This is a genomic window from Pseudomonas sp. D4-21 (assembly GCF_051132125.1).
Lineage (GTDB): Bacteria > Pseudomonadota > Gammaproteobacteria > Pseudomonadales > Pseudomonadaceae > Aquipseudomonas.
The window spans coordinates 16,372-35,978 of the sequence record NZ_CP071664.1; the positions used below are offsets into that span (position 1 = coordinate 16,372).

The window sequence follows — 19,607 nt, forward strand, 5'->3', positions numbered from 1 at the left end:
CAAACTCAAGATTTCAATGCTTCGGCAAGTTTCGCGATTTTGCCGCGAATCGAGCCATCGATAACCAGGTCGCCGGCGCGGATTACAACGCCCCCTATCAGGGACTTGTCTTCCTCGACTTGCAGGCGCACTTCCCGGTTGAGTCGTGCACTGAGAACCTTGGCGAGTTTGTCTTGCTGTTCTTGGTTCAATGCAAAAGCACTGGTCACTTCCACGTCTACCGACTTCTCCTGCTCGGCCTTGTACAGGTCGAACAGTGCGGCGATCTCCGGCAGAAGCGGGAGACGGTCGTTTTCGGCAACGACGTGGATGAAATTCTGTGCCTTGGCATCGAACTTGTCGCCGCACACGTCAATGAACGTGGCGGCCTTTTCTGCGCTCGTCAGTCGCGGGGCCTTGAGCACGCGCTGCATGGTGTCGTCTTGCGACACCGCTGCTGCCAGGCCGAGCATGGCTGACCAATTGGCCAGTTGCTGGTGGGCCTGAGCGTGCTCGAAGGCCGCCTTAGCGTAAGGTCGGGCCAACGTGGTCAGTTCTGCCATGATCGCCCTCGCTTAGATTTCAGCAGCCAGTTGGTTTACCAGCTCTGCGTGCGCGTTTTGATCGATTGTGGCACCCAGGATCTTCGAAGCACCGCCAACGGCCAGGCTACCCACTTGGGCGCGCAGCGCGTCTTTGACACTGTTGAGTTCCTGTTCGATCTCGGCTTGAGCCTGAGCCTTCACACGGTCAGCTTCGACGCGAGCCTGTTCACGGGCTTCGTCGACAATCTGCGTACCGCGCTTCTTGGCTTGCTCGATGATTTCAGCTGCCTGAGCTTTCGCTTCGCGCAGTTGCTGACCCACTTTCTCATGGGCCAACTCCAGGTCGCGAGCTGCTCGGCTGGCAGCGTCCAGACCATCAGCGATCTTCTTTTGACGTTCGTGCAATGCCGCAATGACCGGAGGCCATACGAACTTCATGCAGAACAGTACAAAAATCAGGAACGCAACGGACTGGCCAATCAGGGTCGCATTAATGTTCACGCCAACACCTCGCAGTTACGTTGTCCATCACACCAAATTACCCGGAAAATCCGAGTAATCAGCCAGCGATCTGACCAACGAACGGGTTCGCAAAGGTGAAGAACAGCGCGATACCAACACCGATCATGGTTACGGCGTCGAGCAGACCGGCAACGATGAACATTTTGACTTGCAGCATTGGAACCATTTCTGGCTGACGCGCAGCGCCTTCCAGGAACTTGCCGCCCAACAGGCCGAAACCAATTGCGGTACCCAGTGCGCCCAGGCCGATCAACAGTGCAACAGCGATAGCGGTTAGACCAACTACAGTTTCCATCTTTCCTCCCGACTTTTACGTCGTATGGTTTAGGTTTTTTAGATTAAAGCGGTAAAACAAATCGTTTCATCGAGCCCGTTCGGGCCCCTTCCCGTTTGACCGGGAAGGACATCAGACTAGTCGAGACTGGCCTTAATGGTTTTCTTCGTGCGCCATCGACAGGTAGACGATGGTCAGCATCATGAAGATGAACGCCTGCAAGGTGATGATCAGGATGTGGAACACAGCCCACGCCCATTGCAGCACCACGCCCAGGCCGCTGAGCCAGAGCAGGCCGCTGCCGAACATCACAGCGATCAGGATGAACACCAGCTCGCCGGCATACATGTTGCCGAACAGACGCAGGGCCAGAGAGATTGGCTTGGCGATCAGGGTCACGAATTCCAGGAGGAAGTTCACCGGAATCAGCAGGGCCTGAACAAGGATGTTCTTGCTGCCGAACGGGTGAAGGGTCAGTTCGCCGATGAAGCCGCCGATGCCCTTGACCTTGATGCTGTAGAAAATGATCAGTGCGAAAACCGAGAACGCCATGCCCAGGGTCGCGTTCGGGTCGGTGGTCGACACGGCGCGGAACGGGATATGGGCATCGCCGGAGATCAGGATGGCCAGCTGAGGAATCCAGTCGACCGGTACCAGGTCGATGGCGTTCATCAGGAACACCCAGACGAAGATGGTCAGTGCCAGCGGTGCGATCACCGGGCTACGGCCATGGAAGCTGTCTTTCACGCTGCCATCGACGAATTCGACCAATACTTCAACGAAGTTCTGCAGTGCACCTGGCTGACCGGAAGTCGCTTTTTTCGCCGCCATGCGGAAAAGGAAAACGAAGATCAGACCCAACGCGACCGACCAGCCGAGGGTATCGACGTGGAAAGCCCAGAAGCCCATTTCCTTGGCTTCTGCTGCGGTGTGAGCAAAGCCCCAGCTGCCGTTAGGTAGCTGCCCGAAGGTCAGGTTCTGCAAGTGGTGCTGGATATAGCCCGAAGCGGTTGTTTCTGCCATGGTTGCCTCAAACGCCCTAAGGTCTCGAAAGTCTTGTTCTCATTAGCAGGGGAGCGAACCAACTGACCATCTGGGTCAGCAGGAACACGCCGAATACAGCCAGCGGCGCCAGTGGCTTCACACCTGCGAACGTCAGCGCAAACAGCACTGCCGTCAAAATCAGTTTCCCCGCCTCGCCGGCATAAAAAGACCGGACGATAGCCTGGGCTGCTCGGGCGCCGGAAAACCGAAATGCCCTGTGAGCGAAGTAAATATTGGGAAGCAAGGCTATCAGGCCTCCGCAAAGACCCGAGTATCCGGCGACGACTCCCTTCCATTGCCAAAGCGCCAACGCGGCGATCAATACAACGACGAACTGGGCCATCAACACCGGGAAAACTGCCAGACGATGGAACGGCAAGCGGTTTGGCGTGCGTGTTTCCATCGCTTTTGCTCTCCAATGGTCGGCTGCCTGAATTCAACAACTTGGCATAATTTGTGCCGACAAAATGCGCGCAGAGTATAGGGGCGGTTCTGCCCCTATTCAACCTTCAGGTAGTGATTTCCGACTGCGCGCTACAAGGGCAATTGTTTCAGCGAATGTGCGCAAGAACACCTTGCAGCTCATCGAGGGAGTTATAACCGATCACCAGCTGACCCTTGCCCTTCTTTCCATGGCGAATCTGCACGGCAGAGCCCAGGCGCTCGGCCAGGCGCTGCTCAAGACGAGCGATATCCGGATCGGGTTTTGGTGCTTCGACAGGCGCAGGTTTACCGCTCAGCCATTGACGAACCAGTGCCTCGGTTTGGCGCACGGTCAGGCCGCGTGCGACAACATGTCGCGCCCCTTCAACCTGTTGATTCTCCGGCAAACCGAGCAATGCCCGGGCATGTCCCATTTCCAGGTCGCCGTGGGACAACATGGTCTTGATGACCTCTGGCAACGCGATCAACCGCAGCAGGTTCGCCACTGTCACGCGAGACTTGCCCACCGCTTCGGCGACTTGTTGCTGGGTCAGCTGGAATTCCTGCTGCAAGCGCTGCAGGGCCACGGCTTCTTCGATAGGGTTGAGGTCTTCGCGCTGGATGTTCTCGATCAGCGCCATGGCGATTGCAGTCTCGTCCGGCACATCGCGGACCATCGCCGGAATGGTTTCCTGTCCGGCCTGCTGGCTGGCGCGCCAGCGGCGTTCGCCAGCGATGATCTCGAAACGCCCATCGGCAATCGGCCGCACCACGATCGGTTGCATCACCCCCTGCGTCTTGATCGACTGGGCCAGTTCCTCCAGCGCCTGCGGATCCATGTCCCGGCGCGGCTGGTATTTGCCACGCTGGATCAGGTCCAGGGGCAAATGCTGCAATTCACGGTGATCGGCCTGCTCTTCCAGCGAACTGACAGTCGGACCGCTGAGCAGCGCATCCAGTCCACGTCCGAGACCTCGTTTCTTGACGGCCATGGGGCTTCCTTAAGTTGGCTGGGCTGCAGCGATGCGTGGTTGACGACGTTGGCGGCGAACCATCTCGCCTGCCAGCGCCAGGTAGGCCAGCGCGCCGCGCGATTGTTTATCGTACGCCAGGGCCGGCATGCCGTAGCTCGGCGCTTCGGCCAGACGGATGTTGCGCGGGATGACCGTATCGTAGAGCTGCTCGCCGAAATGCTCCTTGAGCTGGGCAGAAACATCGTTCATCAGGCTCAGGCGCGGGTCGTACATGGTCCGCAACAGTCCCTCGACCTTCAGGTCCGGGTTCAGCAATTCAGCGATACGCTTGATGTTATCCACAAGGTCGCTCAACCCTTCAAGGGCAAAGTACTCGCACTGCATGGGGATAATCACCCCATCGGCGGCCACCAAGGCGTTGAGGGTCAACATCGACAGCGACGGTGGGCAGTCGATCAGGATGTAGTCGTAATTCTCGCGGACCGGCGCCAGCGCGCTGCGCAGGCGGCTTTCCTTCATCTGCATTTCCAACAGCACCACTTCGGCCGCCGTCAGGTCGCGGTTGGCCGGCAGCAGTTGATAACCGCCATGTTCGGAGAAGTGCATGGCCTGGCCCAGATCGCATTCGCCGATCAGGACGTCGTAGATGGAGTTTTCCAAGCCATGTTTATCCACACCGCTACCCATGGTGGCGTTGCCCTGTGGATCGAGGTCGATCAACAGCACCCGGCGCTTGGTGGCGACCAGGGATGCTGCGAGGTTGATGCAGGTGGTGGTCTTGCCCACACCACCTTTCTGGTTCGCTATTGCGAATACCTTAGCCATTCTTGCGTGTGTTCCCAATCATGCCGTGCGGCGCAGTATCAGCAGATGGCGTTGGCCTTGGCAACCGGGTACGGCCAAGGCGTGTTCGCTATCGAGGTGGAAGTCTGCCGGCAATGCTACCAGCTCATCGGCCGGATGAACGCCCTTCATTGCCAGCCAGCGCGTATTGGCGTCGCCAAGGTGGCGCGTCCAGTTGCTGAAGTTCTCCATGCTGCTGAAAGCCCTTGAGATGATTCCGTTGAAAGGCTTTTCAGGCTGGAAAGCTTCGACGCGGCTGTGGATAACCTGGAGGTTATCCAGTTTGAGTTCGAGTTTGACCTGCGTCAGGAAGCGGGTTTTCTTGCCGTTGCTGTCCAGGCAGGTCACTTGAGAATCCGGAAACAGGATCGCCAGCGGGATGCCCGGCATGCCACCGCCACTGCCAACGTCCAGCCACCGACCGTTCTCGACGAAGGACATCACACTCAGACTGTCGAGCAGATGCCGCGAAACCATCTCGTCGGGATCGCGTACCGCGGTCAGGTTGTAGGCCTTGTTCCACTTGATCAACAGCGCCAGATAGCCCAGCAGTTGCGCATGCTGGGCTTCGCTCAGGCTCACGCCGAGCTGGCGGGCACCTGTGGATAACTCTTCAGCGTGTTGCGAGGTGACCATCGAACTCAAGCGCTCTGCTCCAACTGGCGGCCCGCGCCGCGTTTTTTCAAATGAATCATCAACAGTGAAATGGCCGCCGGCGTGACGCCGGGAATGCGCGAGGCCTGGCCCAGGGTCTCTGGCCGCGTCGCACCGAGTTTGCTCTGGATCTCTTTCGACAATCCGGAGATGCCGGTGTAATCGATATCCACAGGCAATTTGGTGTCTTCGCTGGCGCGCAAGCGAGCGATTTCATCCTGCTGGCGGTCGATGTAACCGGCGTATTTGGTCTTGATTTCGACCTGTTCGGCGACTTGCGGATCCTCCGCACCTTGACCGGTCACTTCCACCAGCCCGGCGTAATCGATTTCCGGACGGCTCAACAAGTTGAGCAGGTTGTATTCGTGGGTCAACGGCGTACCGAACCGAGCTGCAATCGCATCGCCCTGTTCGGTGCCCGGGCGAACCCAGGTACTTTTCAGGCGCTGCTCTTCCAGCTCGATACTTTCGCGCTTCTTGCAGAACGCGGCCCAACGCACGTCATCCACCAAGCCCAGTTCACGCCCTTTTTCAGTCAGACGCAGATCGGCGTTGTCTTCACGCAGGATCAGGCGATATTCGGCGCGGGAGGTGAACATCCGATACGGTTCCTGAGTACCCAGGGTAATCAGGTCGTCCACCAGAACACCGATGTACGCCTCATCACGGCGCGGGCACCAGGCTTCCTTACCCTTGGCGAGCAGTGCGGCGTTGGCTCCGGCGAGCAAACCCTGGGCACCCGCTTCTTCGTAGCCGGTGGTGCCGTTGATCTGTCCAGCGAAGAACAGACCGCCGATAACTTTGGTTTCCAGGCTGTACTTCAGATCGCGCGGATCGAAGTAGTCGTACTCGATCGCATAACCCGGACGCACGATGTGCGCGTTCTCCATGCCACGGATCGATTGCACGATCTGCAATTGCACGTCGAACGGCAGACTTGTGGATATCCCGTTCGGATACAGCTCATGGGTGGTCAAACCTTCCGGTTCGATGAACACCTGATGGCTTTCCTTGTCGGCAAAACGATGGATCTTGTCTTCGATCGACGGGCAATAGCGGGGGCCGACACCTTCGATTTCACCAGCAGCGGAATACATCGGCGAACGATCGAGGTTCGCCGCGATGATTTCGTGGGTGCGGGCGTTGGTATGGGTGATCCAGCAACTGACTTGCCGTGGATGCTGTTCCTTGTTGCCCATGAACGACATCACCGGGATCGGAGTATCGCCAGGTTGCTCGGTCATCACCGAGAAATCCACCGACTTGCCGTCGATACGCGGTGGTGTACCGGTTTTCAACCGACCAACACGCAGCGGCAGTTCACGCAGGCGCTGGGCCAGGGCGATCGATGGAGGATCGCCAGCGCGACCGCCGGAAAAATTCTGCAAACCGATGTGGATAAGTCCGCCGAGGAAGGTCCCGGTGGTCAACACCACGGAATCGGCGAAGAAACGCAGACCCATTTGCGTGACGACACCGCGTACTTGGTCCTGCTCGACGATCAGGTCATCGGCTGCTTGTTGAAATATCCACAGGTTCGGCTGGTTTTCCAGGATTTCACGGACAGCGGCCTTGTACAGGACTCGATCGGCCTGGGCGCGGGTGGCGCGCACGGCTGGGCCCTTGCGGCTGTTCAACACGCGAAACTGAATGCCCCCTTTATCCGTGGCCATGGCCATCGCACCGCCAAGGGCGTCGATTTCCTTGACCAGGTGGCTCTTGCCGATGCCACCAATGGCGGGGTTGCAGCTCATGGCACCGAGGGTTTCCACGTTATGCGTCAGCAGCAGGGTTTTAGCGCCCATGCGTGCTGATGCAAGTGCTGCCTCGGTACCGGCATGACCGCCGCCGATGACGATCACTTCAAAACGGGAAGGGAAATCCACCACGCACCTCGTGCCTGCTTTATTCAGGTAATTCGGAAATAGATTCTGGCTTGGTTCCTGGGCGTTTTCGAACCAGGGTCGGCAAGTATAGGGACTTCCCTCTTCCTAAAGAACCCTCTGCACAAAATTTAACCAGCTGTGGAGAACTCGGGGTTAAAAAAATAAAAAAGAAAGAAATTTATAAAACCTTTGTTTTTATGTTTATTCTTAGTGACCGGCCTATCTGTGGATAACGTTCTGCATCCCTTGTTTTACAGCATGTACAGAGTTTTAAAACCCTGTGACCATGTACCCCGGAGCGCCTTGGATAACCGGTGTAAGCCTGTGGATTAATATGGCCTTTATCCACAGGTGCGGTTATATCCAGTTTTGAAGGGGCCTTATCAACCGACCTTAGTGTCAGTTATTCACAGGGCTTAATCCACAGAAAACAGCCGACAAGGGTCGCCGAAGCGTCCACAGGCCAGCCGCCATTAAGGGCAATCAGTTCAAAAAAAGTGGAGGTAGCGGTTTGTGTTGCGCTCGATAGGCTTTCGAGGACAAACCCGGCTGCAAAGACGTGATGTGGTTGCCGAGGAACGATAGGCCTGTGGCGAGGGAGCTTGCTCCCGCTGGTAGCGAAGCGGCGCCCCAAAACCTGCCGAATGCGGAGTACCTGACACACCGCACCCGCCGGTTTACGACTGCGTCGCAGCCGAACGGGAGCAAGCTCCCTCGCCACGGGTTTGTCGACAGTCCCGGCGGGGTTATTTACCGATGCAGAAGCTGGAAAAGATCCGCCCCAACAGATCATCAGAGCTGAAGGCGCCGGTAATTTCCCCGAGGAACTGTTGAGCCTGGCGAAGATCTTCTGCCAGCAGTTCTCCTGCCCCCGCCAAGGTCAATTGTGCGCGGCCGTGCTCCAAGGCCGCGCTGGCGTGGCGCAGTGCTTCGAGGTGTCTGCGCCTGGCGCTGAAGCTGCTCTCCGAGGTCTGTTCATAACCCATGCAAGCCTTGAGATGGTCGCGCAGCAATTCCAGCCCCTCGCCCGCTGATTTCGCGCTTAGGCTGATGGTCACGTGGCCGTCGTCGCTGACTTCGAGGGCAATCGCCTCCCCGGTCAGGTCAGCCTTGTTACGAATCAGCGTGACTTTCGATGGATCCGGGCGAACTTGGAGGAACTCAGGCCACAAGGCAAAAGGATCGTCCGCTTCCGGCGCAGTCGCGTCCACCACCAGCAATACACGGTCGGCTTCACTGATGGCCTTCAGGGCACGTTCAACACCAATTTTTTCGACCTGGTCATCGGTGTCGCGCAATCCAGCGGTGTCCACCACGTGCAGAGGCATTCCATCGATGTGGATATGTTCGCGCAGGATGTCTCGGGTGGTGCCGGCAATCTCGGTGACGATCGCTGCTTCGCGACCGGCTAAGGCGTTAAGCAGACTGGATTTGCCGGCGTTCGGCCGACCGGCAATCACCACTGTCATCCCGTCGCGGAGCAAGGCACCCTGCCCAGCTTCACGCAGGACTGTGGATAATTCATCGCGGACCTTATCGAGCATGCTCAGCACGTGGCCATCGGCGAGAAAGTCGATTTCCTCTTCGGGGAAATCGATTGCGGCCTCGACGTAGATGCGTAGGCCGATCAGTTGCTCGGTGAGGTTATGCACACGCTGTGAAAATGCCCCTTGCAACGAGCGCAACGCATTACGTGCCGCTTGCGCGGAGCTCGCTTCGATGAGATCGGCAATGGCCTCGGCCTGGGCCAGGTCGAGTTTGTCGTTGAGGAATGCTCGTTCGCTGAATTCCCCCGGCCGCGCCAGGCGACAGCCCAGCTCGAGGCAACGCTGGAGCAACATGTCCAGGACAACCGGGCCGCCGTGGCCCTGCAGCTCCAACACATCTTCACCGGTGAATGAGTTAGGCCCCGGGAAATACAAGGCCAGCCCTTCATCGAGCACTTGCCGCTGCGAATCGAAGAACGGGCCGTAATGGGCAAACCTCGGTCTGAGCTCACGACCGCTGATCGCGTTGGCCGCGACACTGGCCAACGGCCCCGAAATACGGACGATGCCGACACCGCCGCGACCTTGAGCGGTGGCAACGGCGGCGATGGTTTCACGCGGTGCGCTCATAAACCGGTATCCAGACAAAAATGGCAGATAGCAAAACGCCCCACTAGGGGGCGTTTTGTGTGGTTATCCACAGAGCAAGTTACGCCTCGGCTTTTTTCGTAGCCGCTTCGATCTTACGCGTGATGTACCACTGCTGGGTGATCGACAGCACGTTGTTCACAACCCAGTACAGCACAAGACCCGCCGGGAACCACAGGAAGAAGAAGGTGAAGATGATTGGCATCATTTTCATGACCTTCGCCTGCATCGGGTCCGGAGGTGTCGGGTTCAGCTGCTGCTGGATGAACATGGTGGCGCCCATGATGATCGGCAGGATGAAGAACGGATCCTTGATCGACAAGTCCGTAATCCACAGCATGAACGGAGCCTGGCGCATCTCCACGCTTTCCAGCAAGACCCAGTAAAGCGCGAGGAACACAGGCATTTGTACAAGAATCGGCAAGCAACCACCCAGCGGGTTGATCTTCTCCTTCTTGTACAACTCCATCATGGCCTGAGACATTTTCTGCCGGTCATCGCCATGTTGTTCTTTCAGGGCGGCCAGTTTCGGCGCCACTGCACGCATCCGTGCCATCGATTTGTAGCTGGCAGCCGACAGCGGGAAGAAGATCCCCTTGATCAGCATGGTCAGGAAGATGATCGACCAACCCCAGTTGCCGACGATGCTGTGGATATGTTGCAGCAGCCAGAAGATTGGCTGGGCAATGAACCAAAGGAAGCCATAGTCAACAGTCAATTCCAGACCTGGGGACAACTCTTTCAGCACGGCCTGGCTTTTTGGACCGGCATACAGAACGGCGCTCGTTTCGGCTTTTGCACCGGGCGCGGCAGTCAATGTCGGGCCGGTATAACCGATGATGAAGTTGCCTTTGCTGTCTTTACGCGTCTGGACGACGTTACTGTCGCCTTTTTGCGGGATCCACGCAGTTACAAAATAGTGCTGCAGCCAGGCAACCCAGCCACCTTGGACGGTTTCCTTGAGCTGAGCCTTGTCCATGTCCTTCATGGACACTTTTTTGTACGGCTCCGAACTTGTCCACAGGGCAGCGCCCAGGTAAGTCGCGGTGCCGGTGGCGGTGCTGGAGGATGGATCGTCGCTGGCATCACGCTTGAGTTGCGCGAACATCGCACCGGACCAAGGTTGGGCGCTCTGGTTGTCGATCAGATAAGAGACGGTTACGTCGTACATGCCACGTTTCACAGTGAAACGTTTGATGTAGTTGACGCCGTCCTTGCTGAACTTCAGGTCCACGACCAGTTGGTCCTGACCGTCAGCCAGTTGATAAGTCTTCTTCTCGGCAGAGTAGATCGGGCGACCGGCCGGGTTCGAATCCGGACCGTTGGTACCGATCAGGCCACTTTGGGCCAGATAGGTGCGCTCGTTACCGTTGTCGAACAACTGGAACGGAATTTCCGGATGATCCTGACGACGTGGGTACAGCGGCAGCTTCAGCTGCGCGACGTCACCACCTTGTGGGTCGATTGCCAGCTCGAGCACGTCCGTCTTGATCTGGATGAGATCTTTGCTTACGGCCACTGGGGCTTCGGCAGGAGCGCTGGTATCGCTTGCCGCGCGTGGGATGTCGTCATTGTTGGCAGCGTTGTTGCCAACTGGAGCATCCGGCAGGCTCGGTGCGGTATTGCTGGCTGCAACATTCTGAGTCGGCAGGGCAGCCTGGCCGTAGTCCTGGTTCCATTTAAGGACCATGACGTAGGACACGATTGCCAGGGCGACGATCAGGATCGTGCGTTTGATATCCATGATTACTCGGCCATCGAAGAAGAACGGGAGGTAGGGATAGGCGGAACCGGGTCATAACCGCCGGGATTCCACGGATGACAGCGACCTAAACGACGAAAGGTCAGCCAGCCACCGCGCAGAAGGCCATGATTTTCTATGGCTTCATACGCGTAGCAAGAACAACTGGGGTAGAAACGACAGTGGCTGGCCATCAGGGGACTAATGGCGTAGCGATAGAACTGGATCGGAACGAGTGCCAGCTTACGCATCGGTACTGTCTACCCCTACAGTTTCGGTGTTGGCTGCTGGTGCTGGCTTGTTACGGGCCAGACGTTTCCAGAGCTTGCCGAAATGCTGAATCAATTCGGGGTTTTCTACGTCACCCAAACCTTTGCGCGCAACGATCACAATGTCCCACCCCACCAGTGAATCCTGATTCAGGCGAAACGATTCGCGCATCAAACGCTTGAGGCGATTGCGCTGAACGGAGAGCTTAACGCTCTTTTTCCCGATAACCAGCCCAAGTCGGGGGTGATCGAGATCGTTACTGCGCGCAAGGAGCAGGAGATTTTTCCCCGGAACCTTGCCGGTAGGGGAGTCAAAGACTGCCTTGAAATGCCGGGGGGTAAGCAGACGCTTTTCCCGACTGAAGTCCTGACTCACCTCCAGTGCCGGATTATCAAACTGCCAGACGCGCACGACCTTTGGCGCGACGACGCGACAGGACGGCACGACCATTCTTGGTAGCCATGCGAGCACGGAAACCGTGGGTACGAGCGCGTTTGATAGTGCTTGGTTGGAAAGTACGTTTCATGTCGTGTTACCTGGTTCGTCCACAACGGGCCGGAATGGCCCCCGTTTTAAGAGACCGGGGATTCTAGAGAAAGCAAGCCTCTAGGTCAATTTCCAACCAGCGTTTCCTTTAAATAGATGACCAGCCGCTTTTCGGCGGTTTCGTCACACAACGCTAGATATAGAAATAAAGAAGGAAAGTATTTAAAGCTTTTCTGTAAAGCTTATAAAAGCAAGGCCGACGCCTAGCTGTGGATAACCGCTCCAAGGCCTTGTAATCCGCAATGTACAGAGAATGACAACTAGGCGGGAAAGCGGTGGCAAGCCTGTGCTGCGCTGTCGGATAAGCTGTGCGTGGAATGCCAGGTTATCCACAGGCCGGTTATCCACTGAGTTTCGCCCCCAGTTGTGCAACGGCCTCAGGCGCGGTTATCCACAGGGCTTATCCACCGACCGCCGGTCGCCTTTCGTTCGGGTTACGCATCGATAAATCATGGTCGATGAGCAAGCTGCGTGTGGATAAGTGCTCGTCTGCTCGCTACAATGGCCGCTTGTTTTTGCCTCACCGGCTTTCAACTTAGGGGATGTCCGTGTCAGTGGAACTTTGGCAGCAGTGCGTGGAGCTTTTGCGCGATGAGCTGCCTGCCCAACAATTCAACACTTGGATCCGTCCACTACAGGTCGAAGCCGAAGGCGACGAGTTGCGTGTCTATGCACCGAACCGTTTCGTCCTCGACTGGGTCAACGAAAAGTACCTGGGCCGGGTCATGGAACTGCTTGATGAGCATGGCAATGGCATGGCGCCTGCGTTGTCCTTATTAATAGGCAGCAAACGTAGCTCCGCCCCCCGCGCCGCGCCCAACGCGCCGCTGGCTGCTGCTGCATCACAGGCCCAGCAGGCCGCGCCGGTACCGGTCAACAACCATGCCGCCCCAGCGCCCGCGCCAGCCCCGAGCAAGCGCAATGCACAAAAAGTCGCCGAGGTCAGTGAAGAGCCTTCCCGGGACAGCTTCGACCCGATGGCCGGGGCGAGCTCCCAGCAGGCGCCGGTGCGTACCGAACAACGCACCGTCCAGGTCGAAGGCGCACTGAAGCACACCAGCTATCTGAACCGGACCTTTACCTTCGAGAATTTCGTTGAAGGTAAATCCAACCAATTGGCTCGCGCCGCGGCCTGGCAGGTGGCGGATAACCCCAAGCACGGCTACAACCCGCTCTTTCTTTATGGCGGCGTCGGCCTGGGTAAGACCCACTTGATGCATGCGGTGGGCAACCATCTATTAAAGAAGAACCCGAACGCCAAGGTTGTATACCTGCATTCCGAGCGTTTCGTGGCCGATATGGTCAAGGCGTTGCAGCTCAATGCTATCAACGAGTTCAAGCGTTTCTACCGTTCGGTCGACGCCTTGCTGATCGACGACATTCAATTCTTCGCCCGCAAGGAACGTTCACAGGAAGAGTTCTTCCACACCTTCAACGCATTGCTTGAAGGCGGGCAGCAAGTCATTCTCACCAGCGACCGCTACCCGAAAGAGATCGAAGGCCTTGAGGAACGTCTCAAGTCGCGTTTCGGTTGGGGCCTGACGGTGGCCGTCGAGCCGCCTGAGCTGGAAACCCGGGTCGCGATCCTGATGAAGAAAGCCGATCAGGCCAAGGTCGAGCTTCCTCATGACGCCGCGTTCTTCATCGCCCAGCGTATTCGCTCGAACGTGCGTGAGCTTGAAGGTGCCCTCAAGCGGGTGATTGCCCATTCCCATTTCATGGGCCGCGATATCACCATCGAGCTGATCCGCGAGTCGTTGAAGGACCTGCTGGCGCTTCAGGACAAACTTGTGTCTGTGGATAACATTCAGCGAACCGTTGCTGAATACTACAAAATCAAGATTTCCGACCTGCTTTCGAAACGTCGTTCACGTTCGGTGGCTCGACCGCGACAGGTGGCCATGGCCTTGTCCAAGGAACTGACCAACCACAGCCTGCCGGAAATCGGCGACGTGTTTGGTGGACGCGATCACACCACGGTGCTGCACGCCTGCCGCAAGATCAACGAACTTAAGGAATCCGACGCGGACATCCGCGAGGACTACAAGAACCTGCTGCGTACATTGACCACTTGATGACCACCAGCGCAGCTTATTAAGGCAAGGGACTAGACCATGCATTTCACCATTCAACGCGAAGCCCTGTTGAAACCCCTGCAACTGGTCGCGGGCGTCGTCGAACGCCGCCAGACCTTGCCGGTACTTTCCAACGTGCTGCTGGTTGTCGAAGGCCAGCAATTGTCGCTGACCGGTACCGACCTGGAAGTCGAGCTGGTTGGTCGTGTCCAACTCGAAGAGCCGGCCGATCCGGGCTCCATCACCGTGCCTGCGCGTAAGCTGATGGATATCTGCAAAAGCCTGCCAAACGATGCGCTGATCGATATCAAAGTTGATGAGCAAAAGCTCGTCGTCAAGGCTGGTCGCAGCCGTTTCACTTTGTCGACCCTGCCGGCCAACGATTTCCCGACGGTCGAGGAAGGCCCGGGATCGCTGACTTGCAGCCTGGAGCAGAGCAAGCTGCGCCGCCTGATCGAGCGCACCAGTTTCGCCATGGCCCAGCAGGATGTGCGTTATTACCTCAACGGCATGCTGTTGGAAGTGTCTGCCGGGATCATCCGCGCCGTGGCTACCGACGGTCATCGCTTGGCGATGTGCTCGATGCAGGCTGATATCGGTCAGCCGGATCGCCATCAGGTAATCGTGCCGCGTAAGGGCATCCTGGAGCTGGCCCGTCTGCTGACCGAGCCGGACGGCAACGTCAGCATCGTGTTGGGCCAGCACCACATCCGCGCCACGACTGGCGAGTTCACTTTCACGTCGAAACTGGTGGACGGCAAGTTCCCCGATTACGAGCGTGTGCTGCCAAAAGGTGGTGACAAGCTGGTACTGGGCGATCGTCAAGCGCTGCGCGAAGCGTTCAGCCGTACCGCGATCCTCTCCAACGAAAAATACCGCGGCATTCGTTTGCAGTTGGCCAACGGCCAGCTGAAGATCCAGGCGAACAACCCCGAGCAGGAAGAAGCGGAAGAAGAAGTCGGCGTGGACTACAACGGCGGCTCACTGGAAATCGGTTTCAACGTCAGCTACCTGCTGGACGTGCTGGGCGTGATGACCACTGAGCAGGTGCGTCTGATCCTGTCCGACTCCAACAGCAGTGCGCTGGTGCAGGAGTCTGATAACGACGATTCGGCTTACGTTGTCATGCCGATGCGTCTGTAATCAGAATCAGCTAGATGTCCTTAAGTCGCGTCTCGGTCACCGCGGTGCGCAATCTGCACCCGGTGACCTTCTCCCCTTCCCCCCGCATCAATATTCTTTACGGCGCCAACGGCAGCGGCAAGACCAGCGTGCTGGAAGCCGTGCACCTGCTTGGGCTTGCCCGTTCGTTTCGCAGCACCCGTCTGTTGCCGGTCATTCAGTACGACCAACTGGCGTGTACGGTGTTTGGCCAAGTGGAACTGGCGGAAGGCGGCCATAGCGCCCTGGGGATCTCGCGGGACCGGCAAGGCGAGTTCCAGATCCGTATTGATGGGCAGAACGCCCGCAGCGCGGCCCAACTGGCCGAGATCTTGCCGTTGCAGCTGATCAACCCGGACAGCTTCCGTCTGCTGGAAGGCGCACCGAAGATCCGCCGACAGTTTCTGGACTGGGGCGTGTTCCACGTGGAACCGCGTTTCATGGCGACCTGGCAGCGCTTGCAGAAGGCGCTGCGCCAGCGAAACTCTTGGCTGCGGCATGGTACACTTGACGCCGTTTCGCAAGCGGTTTGGGACAGGGAACTGTGTCAGGCCAGCGCCGAAATCGATGAATACCGCCGCGCTTATATAAAAGCCTTGAAACCGGTTTTCGAACAGACGTTGAGCGAACTCGTTGAGCTTGAGGGTCTGACGCTCAGCTATTACCGAGGCTGGGATAAGGACCGGGAATTGAGTGCCGTGCTGGCTGGCTCGCTGCAGCGCGATCAGCAGATGGGTCACACCCAGGCTGGACCTCAGCGCGCTGACCTGCGGCTTCGATTGGGTGCACATAATGCCGCGGACATCTTGTCCCGGGGGCAGCAGAAGTTGGTGGTGTGCGCCTTGCGTATCGCCCAAGGGCATCTGGTCAGCCAGGCCCGCCGCGGTCAGTGTATTTATCTGGTGGATGACTTGCCGTCCGAGCTGGACGAAGCCCACCGTCGGGCGTTATGCCGCTTGCTGGAAGACTTACGCTGCCAAGTGTTCATCACTTGTGTAGACCACGAATTATTGAGGGAAGGCTGGCAGACGGAAACGCCAGTCGCTCTGTTCCACGTGGAACAGGGCCGTATCACCCAGACCCACGACCATCGGGAGTGAAGGCATTGAGCGAAGAAAATACGTACGACTCAACGAGCATTAAAGTGCTGAAAGGCCTGGATGCCGTACGCAAACGTCCCGGTATGTACATTGGCGACACTGATGATGGTAGCGGCCTGCACCACATGGTGTTCGAGGTGGTCGACAACTCCATCGACGAAGCCCTCGCCGGCCATTGCGACGACATCAGCATCATCATCCACCCGGATGAGTCCATCACCGTTCGTGACAACGGCCGTGGCATCCCGGTGGACGTACACAAAGAGGAAGGTGTTTCCGCTGCCGAGGTCATCATGACCGTCCTCCACGCAGGCGGGAAATTCGACGATAACTCCTACAAGGTTTCCGGCGGGTTGCACGGCGTAGGTGTTTCGGTGGTGAACGCACTGTCCGAAGAACTGGTGCTGACCGTTCGCCGCAGCGGCAAGATCTGGGAACAGACTTATGTCCATGGCGTGCCCCAGGCACCGATGGCGATCGTTGGCGACAGCGAGACCACGGGCACCCAGATCCACTTCAAGGCTTCCAGCGAAACCTTCAAGAACATCCATTTCAGCTGGGACATCCTGGCCAAGCGGATTCGTGAATTGTCCTTCCTCAACTCCGGTGTCGGCATCGTCCTCAAGGACGAGCGCAGCGGCAAGGAGGAGCTGTTCAAGTATGAAGGCGGCCTGCGTGCGTTCGTTGAATACCTGAACACCAACAAGACTGCGGTCAATCAGGTGTTCCACTTCAATGTGCAGCGCGACGACGGCATCGGTGTGGAAATCGCCCTGCAGTGGAACGACAGCTTCAACGAGAACCTGTTGTGTTTCACCAACAATATCCCGCAGCGCGACGGTGGAACCCACCTGGTGGGCTTCCGTTCGGCGCTCACGCGTAACTTGAACAACTACATCGAACAGGAAGGCCTGGCGAAGAAGCATAAGGTCGCCACTACCGGTGACGATGCCCGTGAAGGCTTGACCGCGATCATTTCGGTCAAGGTGCCCGATCCGAAATTCAGCTCCCAGACGAAGGACAAGCTGGTGTCTTCCGAAGTGAAGACTGCGGTCGAACAGGAAATGGGGAAATACTTCTCTGACTTCCTGCTGGAGAACCCCAACGAAGCCAAGCTGGTGGTCGGCAAGATGATCGACGCCGCCCGCGCCCGTGAAGCGGCGCGCAAGGCTCGTGAGATGACTCGCCGCAAAGGCGCGCTGGACATCGCGGGCCTGCCGGGCAAACTGGCGGACTGCCAGGAAAAGGACCCTGCCCTGTCCGAGCTGTACCTCGTGGAAGGTGACTCTGCTGGTGGTTCCGCCAAGCAGGGTCGTAACCGTCGCACCCAGGCCATCCTGCCGTTGAAAGGCAAGATCCTCAACGTCGAGAAAGCGCGCTTCGACAAGATGATTTCCTCCCAGGAAGTCGGCACGCTTATCACCGCGCTGGGCTGTGGCATCGGCCGTGAAGAGTACAACATCGACAAGCTGCGCTATCACAACATCATCATCATGACCGACGCTGACGTTGACGGTTCGCACATCCGCACCCTGCTGCTGACGTTCTTCTTCCGTCAGTTGCCGGAGCTGATCGAGCGCGGCTACATCTATATCGCCCAACCACCGTTGTACAAGGTCAAGAAAGGCAAGCAAGAGCAATACATCAAAGACGACGACGCCATGGAAGAGTACATGACGCAGTCGGCCCTGGAAGACGCGAGCCTGCACCTGAACGAAGATGCGCCGGGCATTTCCGGTGAAGCCCTTGAGCGCCTGGTGAATGACTTCCGCCTGGTAATGAAGACCCTCAAGCGTCTGTCGCGTCTGTATCCGCAGGAACTGACCGAGCACTTCATCTACCTGCCGGCCGTAAGCCTGGAGCAACTGTCCGATCACGCTGCCATGCAGGATTGGCTGGCCCAGTATGAAGTCCGCCTGCGTACCGTGGAAAAATCCGGCCTGGTCTACAAGGCCAGCCTGCGTGAAGACCGTGAACGCAACGTATGGCTGCCTGAAGTCGAACTGATTTCCCACGGCCTGTCGAACTACGTCACCTTCAACCGCGACTTCTTCAGCAGCAACGACTACAAGACGGTCGTCTCTCTCGGCGCTCAGTTGAGCACGCTGCTAGACGAAGGGGCTTACATCCAGCGCGGTGAGCGCAAGAAGTCCGTGACTGAGTTCAAAGAAGCCCTTGAATGGCTGATGGCTGAAAGCACCAAGCGCCACACCATCCAGCGATACAAAGGGCTGGGCGAGATGAACCCGGACCAACTGTGGGAGACCACCATGGACCCGGGCTCGCGTCGCATGCTGAAAGTCACCATCGAAGACGCCATTGGCGCGGACCAGATCTTCAATACCCTGATGGGGGATGCGGTCGAGCCACGTCGTGACTTCATCGAGAGCAACGCATTGGCGGTATCCAACCTGGATTTCTGATCCGGGTTGTCACTGCCCCAACGAAGAAGGCCAACGCGTATGCGTTGGCCTTTTTTTTACGCTAACTCGCTTCGCAAGCCTCGCTGCCTGCCGCCACGCTCTCCAGACGATATCCATACCCATAGATCGTCAGCAACTGCCAGCCCCGATCCGCCGTCAGCCCTAGTTTGTTGCGCAAGCGGTAGATGTGGGTGTCGAGCGGACGGGACGAGGTCATTTCCTCGTGGGTCCAGAAGCGTTCATAAAAATACTCCCGGGACAGTGGCCGCCCGAGGTTGGCGAACAGGCAGCGAGCCAGGCGATATTCTCGTTCAGTCAGGCTGATGGGAATGCCAGCGCGGGTAACCGTGAGTTCCGCGTCGTCGAATTCGAGGTCGTTGAATACCAAGACATCACTGGTCGGTATGCGTTGCAGGTTATGACGGCGCAGTACTGCCGTAACCCGGGCCTTGAGTTCATTGGGACGGAATGGCTTGCTGACGTAGTCGTCGGCACCGGCATTAAGGGCTTGGACAATGTCGTGCTCGCCGTCACGGCTGGTGAGCATGATGGCAGCCGGTGGTGAGTCCATGTGCTCGCGTGTCCAGCGAAGCAAAGACAGTCCGCTGATATCCGGCAACTGCCAGTCGAGTATCAGCAGGTCGAATGTTTCGCGGCGCAATTGGCGCAACAGATCTTCGCTTCGTTCGAAACTATGCAGTGTCCAGGCTTGCTCGCCCCTTCCGGGGATCTGTTGCAGTGTCTGTTCCACCCGGCGTAGTTCGGCCGGTTCGTCATCCAGTATGGCGACACGCATGGGACGCGATTCCTTGATCTTGAAAATACTGACATCCACAGGGGCGATGAAGGCAACTCAGCAGCTGACTTGTTTCACTCTCCTGTCGCAGGCTGAGACAATACCGGCTAGTGGCGACGAGGGAAAGGCAGCCGCATGCCACGATCGAGTCCGCTATAGTCTCGGGCTTGACGCTGAACGTATGACGCGCCAAGCCATGATCAACACCCTCAGTCC

The 19,607-nt window shown here is 57.7% G+C and carries 19 protein-coding genes; 4 read left to right on the forward strand and 15 right to left on the reverse strand.

The genetic code is table 11. The features are described from left to right. Positions 1 to 5: 5 nt before the first annotated feature. The 14 genes from J3Q04_RS00080 to rpmH form a co-directional block, all read right to left on the reverse strand. Positions 6 to 542, reverse strand: coding sequence for a F0F1 ATP synthase subunit delta (locus J3Q04_RS00080; RefSeq protein WP_003187192.1), 537 nt, complete (start codon positions 540 to 542; stop codon positions 6 to 8). A 12-nt stretch (positions 543 to 554) separates the two neighbouring features. After that, positions 555 to 1,025, reverse strand: coding sequence for a F0F1 ATP synthase subunit B (locus J3Q04_RS00085; protein WP_030139033.1), 471 nt, complete (start codon positions 1,023 to 1,025; stop codon positions 555 to 557). A 58-nt stretch (positions 1,026 to 1,083) separates the two neighbouring features. Further along, complete coding sequence (gene atpE, locus J3Q04_RS00090; protein WP_003097235.1) at positions 1,084 to 1,341, reverse strand: F0F1 ATP synthase subunit C; 258 nt, start codon at positions 1,339 to 1,341, stop codon at positions 1,084 to 1,086. Between the two features lie 132 nt (positions 1,342 to 1,473). Beyond that, positions 1,474 to 2,343 (reverse strand): F0F1 ATP synthase subunit A, encoded by an 870-nt coding sequence (gene atpB, locus J3Q04_RS00095; RefSeq protein ID WP_305497744.1) that lies wholly within the window; start codon positions 2,341 to 2,343, stop codon positions 1,474 to 1,476. 16 nt (positions 2,344 to 2,359) lie between these two features. Beyond that, positions 2,360 to 2,767 (reverse strand): F0F1 ATP synthase subunit I, encoded by a 408-nt coding sequence (locus J3Q04_RS00100; protein ID WP_039593179.1) that lies wholly within the window; start codon positions 2,765 to 2,767, stop codon positions 2,360 to 2,362. 148 nt (positions 2,768 to 2,915) lie between these two features. Next, complete coding sequence (locus J3Q04_RS00105) at positions 2,916 to 3,779, reverse strand: ParB/RepB/Spo0J family partition protein (protein ID WP_434608694.1); 864 nt, start codon at positions 3,777 to 3,779, stop codon at positions 2,916 to 2,918. A gap of 9 nt (positions 3,780 to 3,788) precedes the next feature. After that, positions 3,789 to 4,586: a ParA family protein gene (locus J3Q04_RS00110; protein ID WP_186633322.1), complete on the reverse strand. Its 798-nt coding sequence runs from the start codon at positions 4,584 to 4,586 to the stop codon at positions 3,789 to 3,791. 18 nt (positions 4,587 to 4,604) lie between these two features. Continuing rightward, entirely contained in the window at positions 4,605 to 5,240 is a 636-nt protein-coding gene (rsmG, locus tag J3Q04_RS00115; protein ID WP_434564169.1) for a 16S rRNA (guanine(527)-N(7))-methyltransferase RsmG, read from the reverse strand. Positions 5,241 to 5,245: 5 nt separating this feature from the next. Continuing rightward, a complete protein-coding gene (gene mnmG / locus J3Q04_RS00120; RefSeq protein WP_434608691.1) occupies positions 5,246 to 7,144 on the reverse strand; it encodes a tRNA uridine-5-carboxymethylaminomethyl(34) synthesis enzyme MnmG in 1,899 nt (632 codons plus the stop codon). Positions 7,145 to 7,890: 746 nt separating this feature from the next. Then, entirely contained in the window at positions 7,891 to 9,261 is a 1,371-nt protein-coding gene (gene mnmE / locus J3Q04_RS00125) for a tRNA uridine-5-carboxymethylaminomethyl(34) synthesis GTPase MnmE (protein WP_434608689.1), read from the reverse strand. A gap of 79 nt (positions 9,262 to 9,340) precedes the next feature. Next, a complete protein-coding gene (gene yidC / locus J3Q04_RS00130) occupies positions 9,341 to 11,023 on the reverse strand; it encodes a membrane protein insertase YidC (RefSeq protein ID WP_420766049.1) in 1,683 nt (560 codons plus the stop codon). A gap of 2 nt (positions 11,024 to 11,025) precedes the next feature. Beyond that, complete coding sequence (gene yidD, locus J3Q04_RS00135) at positions 11,026 to 11,271, reverse strand: membrane protein insertion efficiency factor YidD (protein WP_010465488.1); 246 nt, start codon at positions 11,269 to 11,271, stop codon at positions 11,026 to 11,028. After that, positions 11,264 to 11,665: a ribonuclease P protein component gene (gene rnpA, locus J3Q04_RS00140; protein WP_420766123.1), complete on the reverse strand. Its 402-nt coding sequence runs from the start codon at positions 11,663 to 11,665 to the stop codon at positions 11,264 to 11,266. Before rnpA ends, yidD begins: the two co-directional genes overlap by 8 nt. Before the next feature lie 16 nt (positions 11,666 to 11,681). Beyond that, positions 11,682 to 11,816, reverse strand: coding sequence for a 50S ribosomal protein L34 (rpmH, locus tag J3Q04_RS00145; RefSeq protein WP_003213577.1), 135 nt, complete (start codon positions 11,814 to 11,816; stop codon positions 11,682 to 11,684). Between the two features lie 568 nt (positions 11,817 to 12,384). On the opposite strand from rpmH, the gene dnaA reads away from it, so the two are divergent. Genes dnaA through gyrB form a run of 4 tightly spaced genes read left to right on the forward strand, consistent with a single transcriptional unit; the run spans position 12,385 to position 18,595 of the window. Further along, on the forward strand, positions 12,385 to 13,911 hold the full coding sequence (gene dnaA, locus J3Q04_RS00150) for a chromosomal replication initiator protein DnaA (protein ID WP_420766048.1): 1,527 nt from the start codon (positions 12,385 to 12,387) through the stop codon (positions 13,909 to 13,911). Positions 13,912 to 13,950: 39 nt separating this feature from the next. After that, on the forward strand, positions 13,951 to 15,054 hold the full coding sequence (gene dnaN, locus J3Q04_RS00155; RefSeq protein ID WP_025211054.1) for a DNA polymerase III subunit beta: 1,104 nt from the start codon (positions 13,951 to 13,953) through the stop codon (positions 15,052 to 15,054). Positions 15,055 to 15,068: 14 nt separating this feature from the next. Continuing rightward, positions 15,069 to 16,172 carry a DNA replication/repair protein RecF gene (gene recF, locus J3Q04_RS00160; protein ID WP_030139022.1) on the forward strand — a complete coding sequence of 368 codons (1,104 nt, stop codon included), beginning with the start codon at positions 15,069 to 15,071 and terminating at the stop codon, positions 16,170 to 16,172. 5 nt (positions 16,173 to 16,177) lie between these two features. Next, positions 16,178 to 18,595, forward strand: coding sequence for a DNA topoisomerase (ATP-hydrolyzing) subunit B (gene gyrB / locus J3Q04_RS00165; RefSeq protein ID WP_420766046.1), 2,418 nt, complete (start codon positions 16,178 to 16,180; stop codon positions 18,593 to 18,595). A gap of 61 nt (positions 18,596 to 18,656) precedes the next feature. Here the strand turns inward: gyrB and J3Q04_RS00170 are convergent, their stop codons facing one another. After that, entirely contained in the window at positions 18,657 to 19,391 is a 735-nt protein-coding gene (locus J3Q04_RS00170) for a response regulator transcription factor (protein ID WP_420766045.1), read from the reverse strand. Between the last annotated feature and the right edge of the window lie 216 nt (positions 19,392 to 19,607).

Bases quoted from the DNA above. Each gene is read 5' to 3' on its own strand.
- yidC (WP_420766049.1), bottom strand. From the start codon at position 11,023: ATGGATATCAAACGCACGATCCTGATCGTCGCCCTGGCAATCGTGTCC.
- mnmE (WP_434608689.1), bottom strand. From the start codon at position 9,261: ATGAGCGCACCGCGTGAAACCATCGCCGCCGTTGCCACCGCTCAAGGT.
- yidD (WP_010465488.1), bottom strand. From the start codon at position 11,271: ATGCGTAAGCTGGCACTCGTTCCGATCCAGTTCTATCGCTACGCCATT.
- rpmH (WP_003213577.1), bottom strand. From the start codon at position 11,816: ATGAAACGTACTTTCCAACCAAGCACTATCAAACGCGCTCGTACCCAC.
- rsmG (WP_434564169.1), bottom strand. From the start codon at position 5,240: ATGGTCACCTCGCAACACGCTGAAGAGTTATCCACAGGTGCCCGCCAG.
- dnaN (WP_025211054.1), top strand. From the start codon at position 13,951: ATGCATTTCACCATTCAACGCGAAGCCCTGTTGAAACCCCTGCAACTG.
- atpB (WP_305497744.1), bottom strand. From the start codon at position 2,343: ATGGCAGAAACAACCGCTTCGGGCTATATCCAGCACCACTTGCAGAAC.
- J3Q04_RS00110 (WP_186633322.1), bottom strand. From the start codon at position 4,586: ATGGCTAAGGTATTCGCAATAGCGAACCAGAAAGGTGGTGTGGGCAAG.
- J3Q04_RS00105 (WP_434608694.1), bottom strand. From the start codon at position 3,779: ATGGCCGTCAAGAAACGAGGTCTCGGACGTGGACTGGATGCGCTGCTC.
- J3Q04_RS00170 (WP_420766045.1), bottom strand. From the start codon at position 19,391: ATGCGTGTCGCCATACTGGATGACGAACCGGCCGAACTACGCCGGGTG.
- J3Q04_RS00100 (WP_039593179.1), bottom strand. From the start codon at position 2,767: ATGGAAACACGCACGCCAAACCGCTTGCCGTTCCATCGTCTGGCAGTT.
- atpE (WP_003097235.1), bottom strand. From the start codon at position 1,341: ATGGAAACTGTAGTTGGTCTAACCGCTATCGCTGTTGCACTGTTGATC.
- recF (WP_030139022.1), top strand. From the start codon at position 15,069: ATGTCCTTAAGTCGCGTCTCGGTCACCGCGGTGCGCAATCTGCACCCG.
- J3Q04_RS00080 (WP_003187192.1), bottom strand. From the start codon at position 542: ATGGCAGAACTGACCACGTTGGCCCGACCTTACGCTAAGGCGGCCTTC.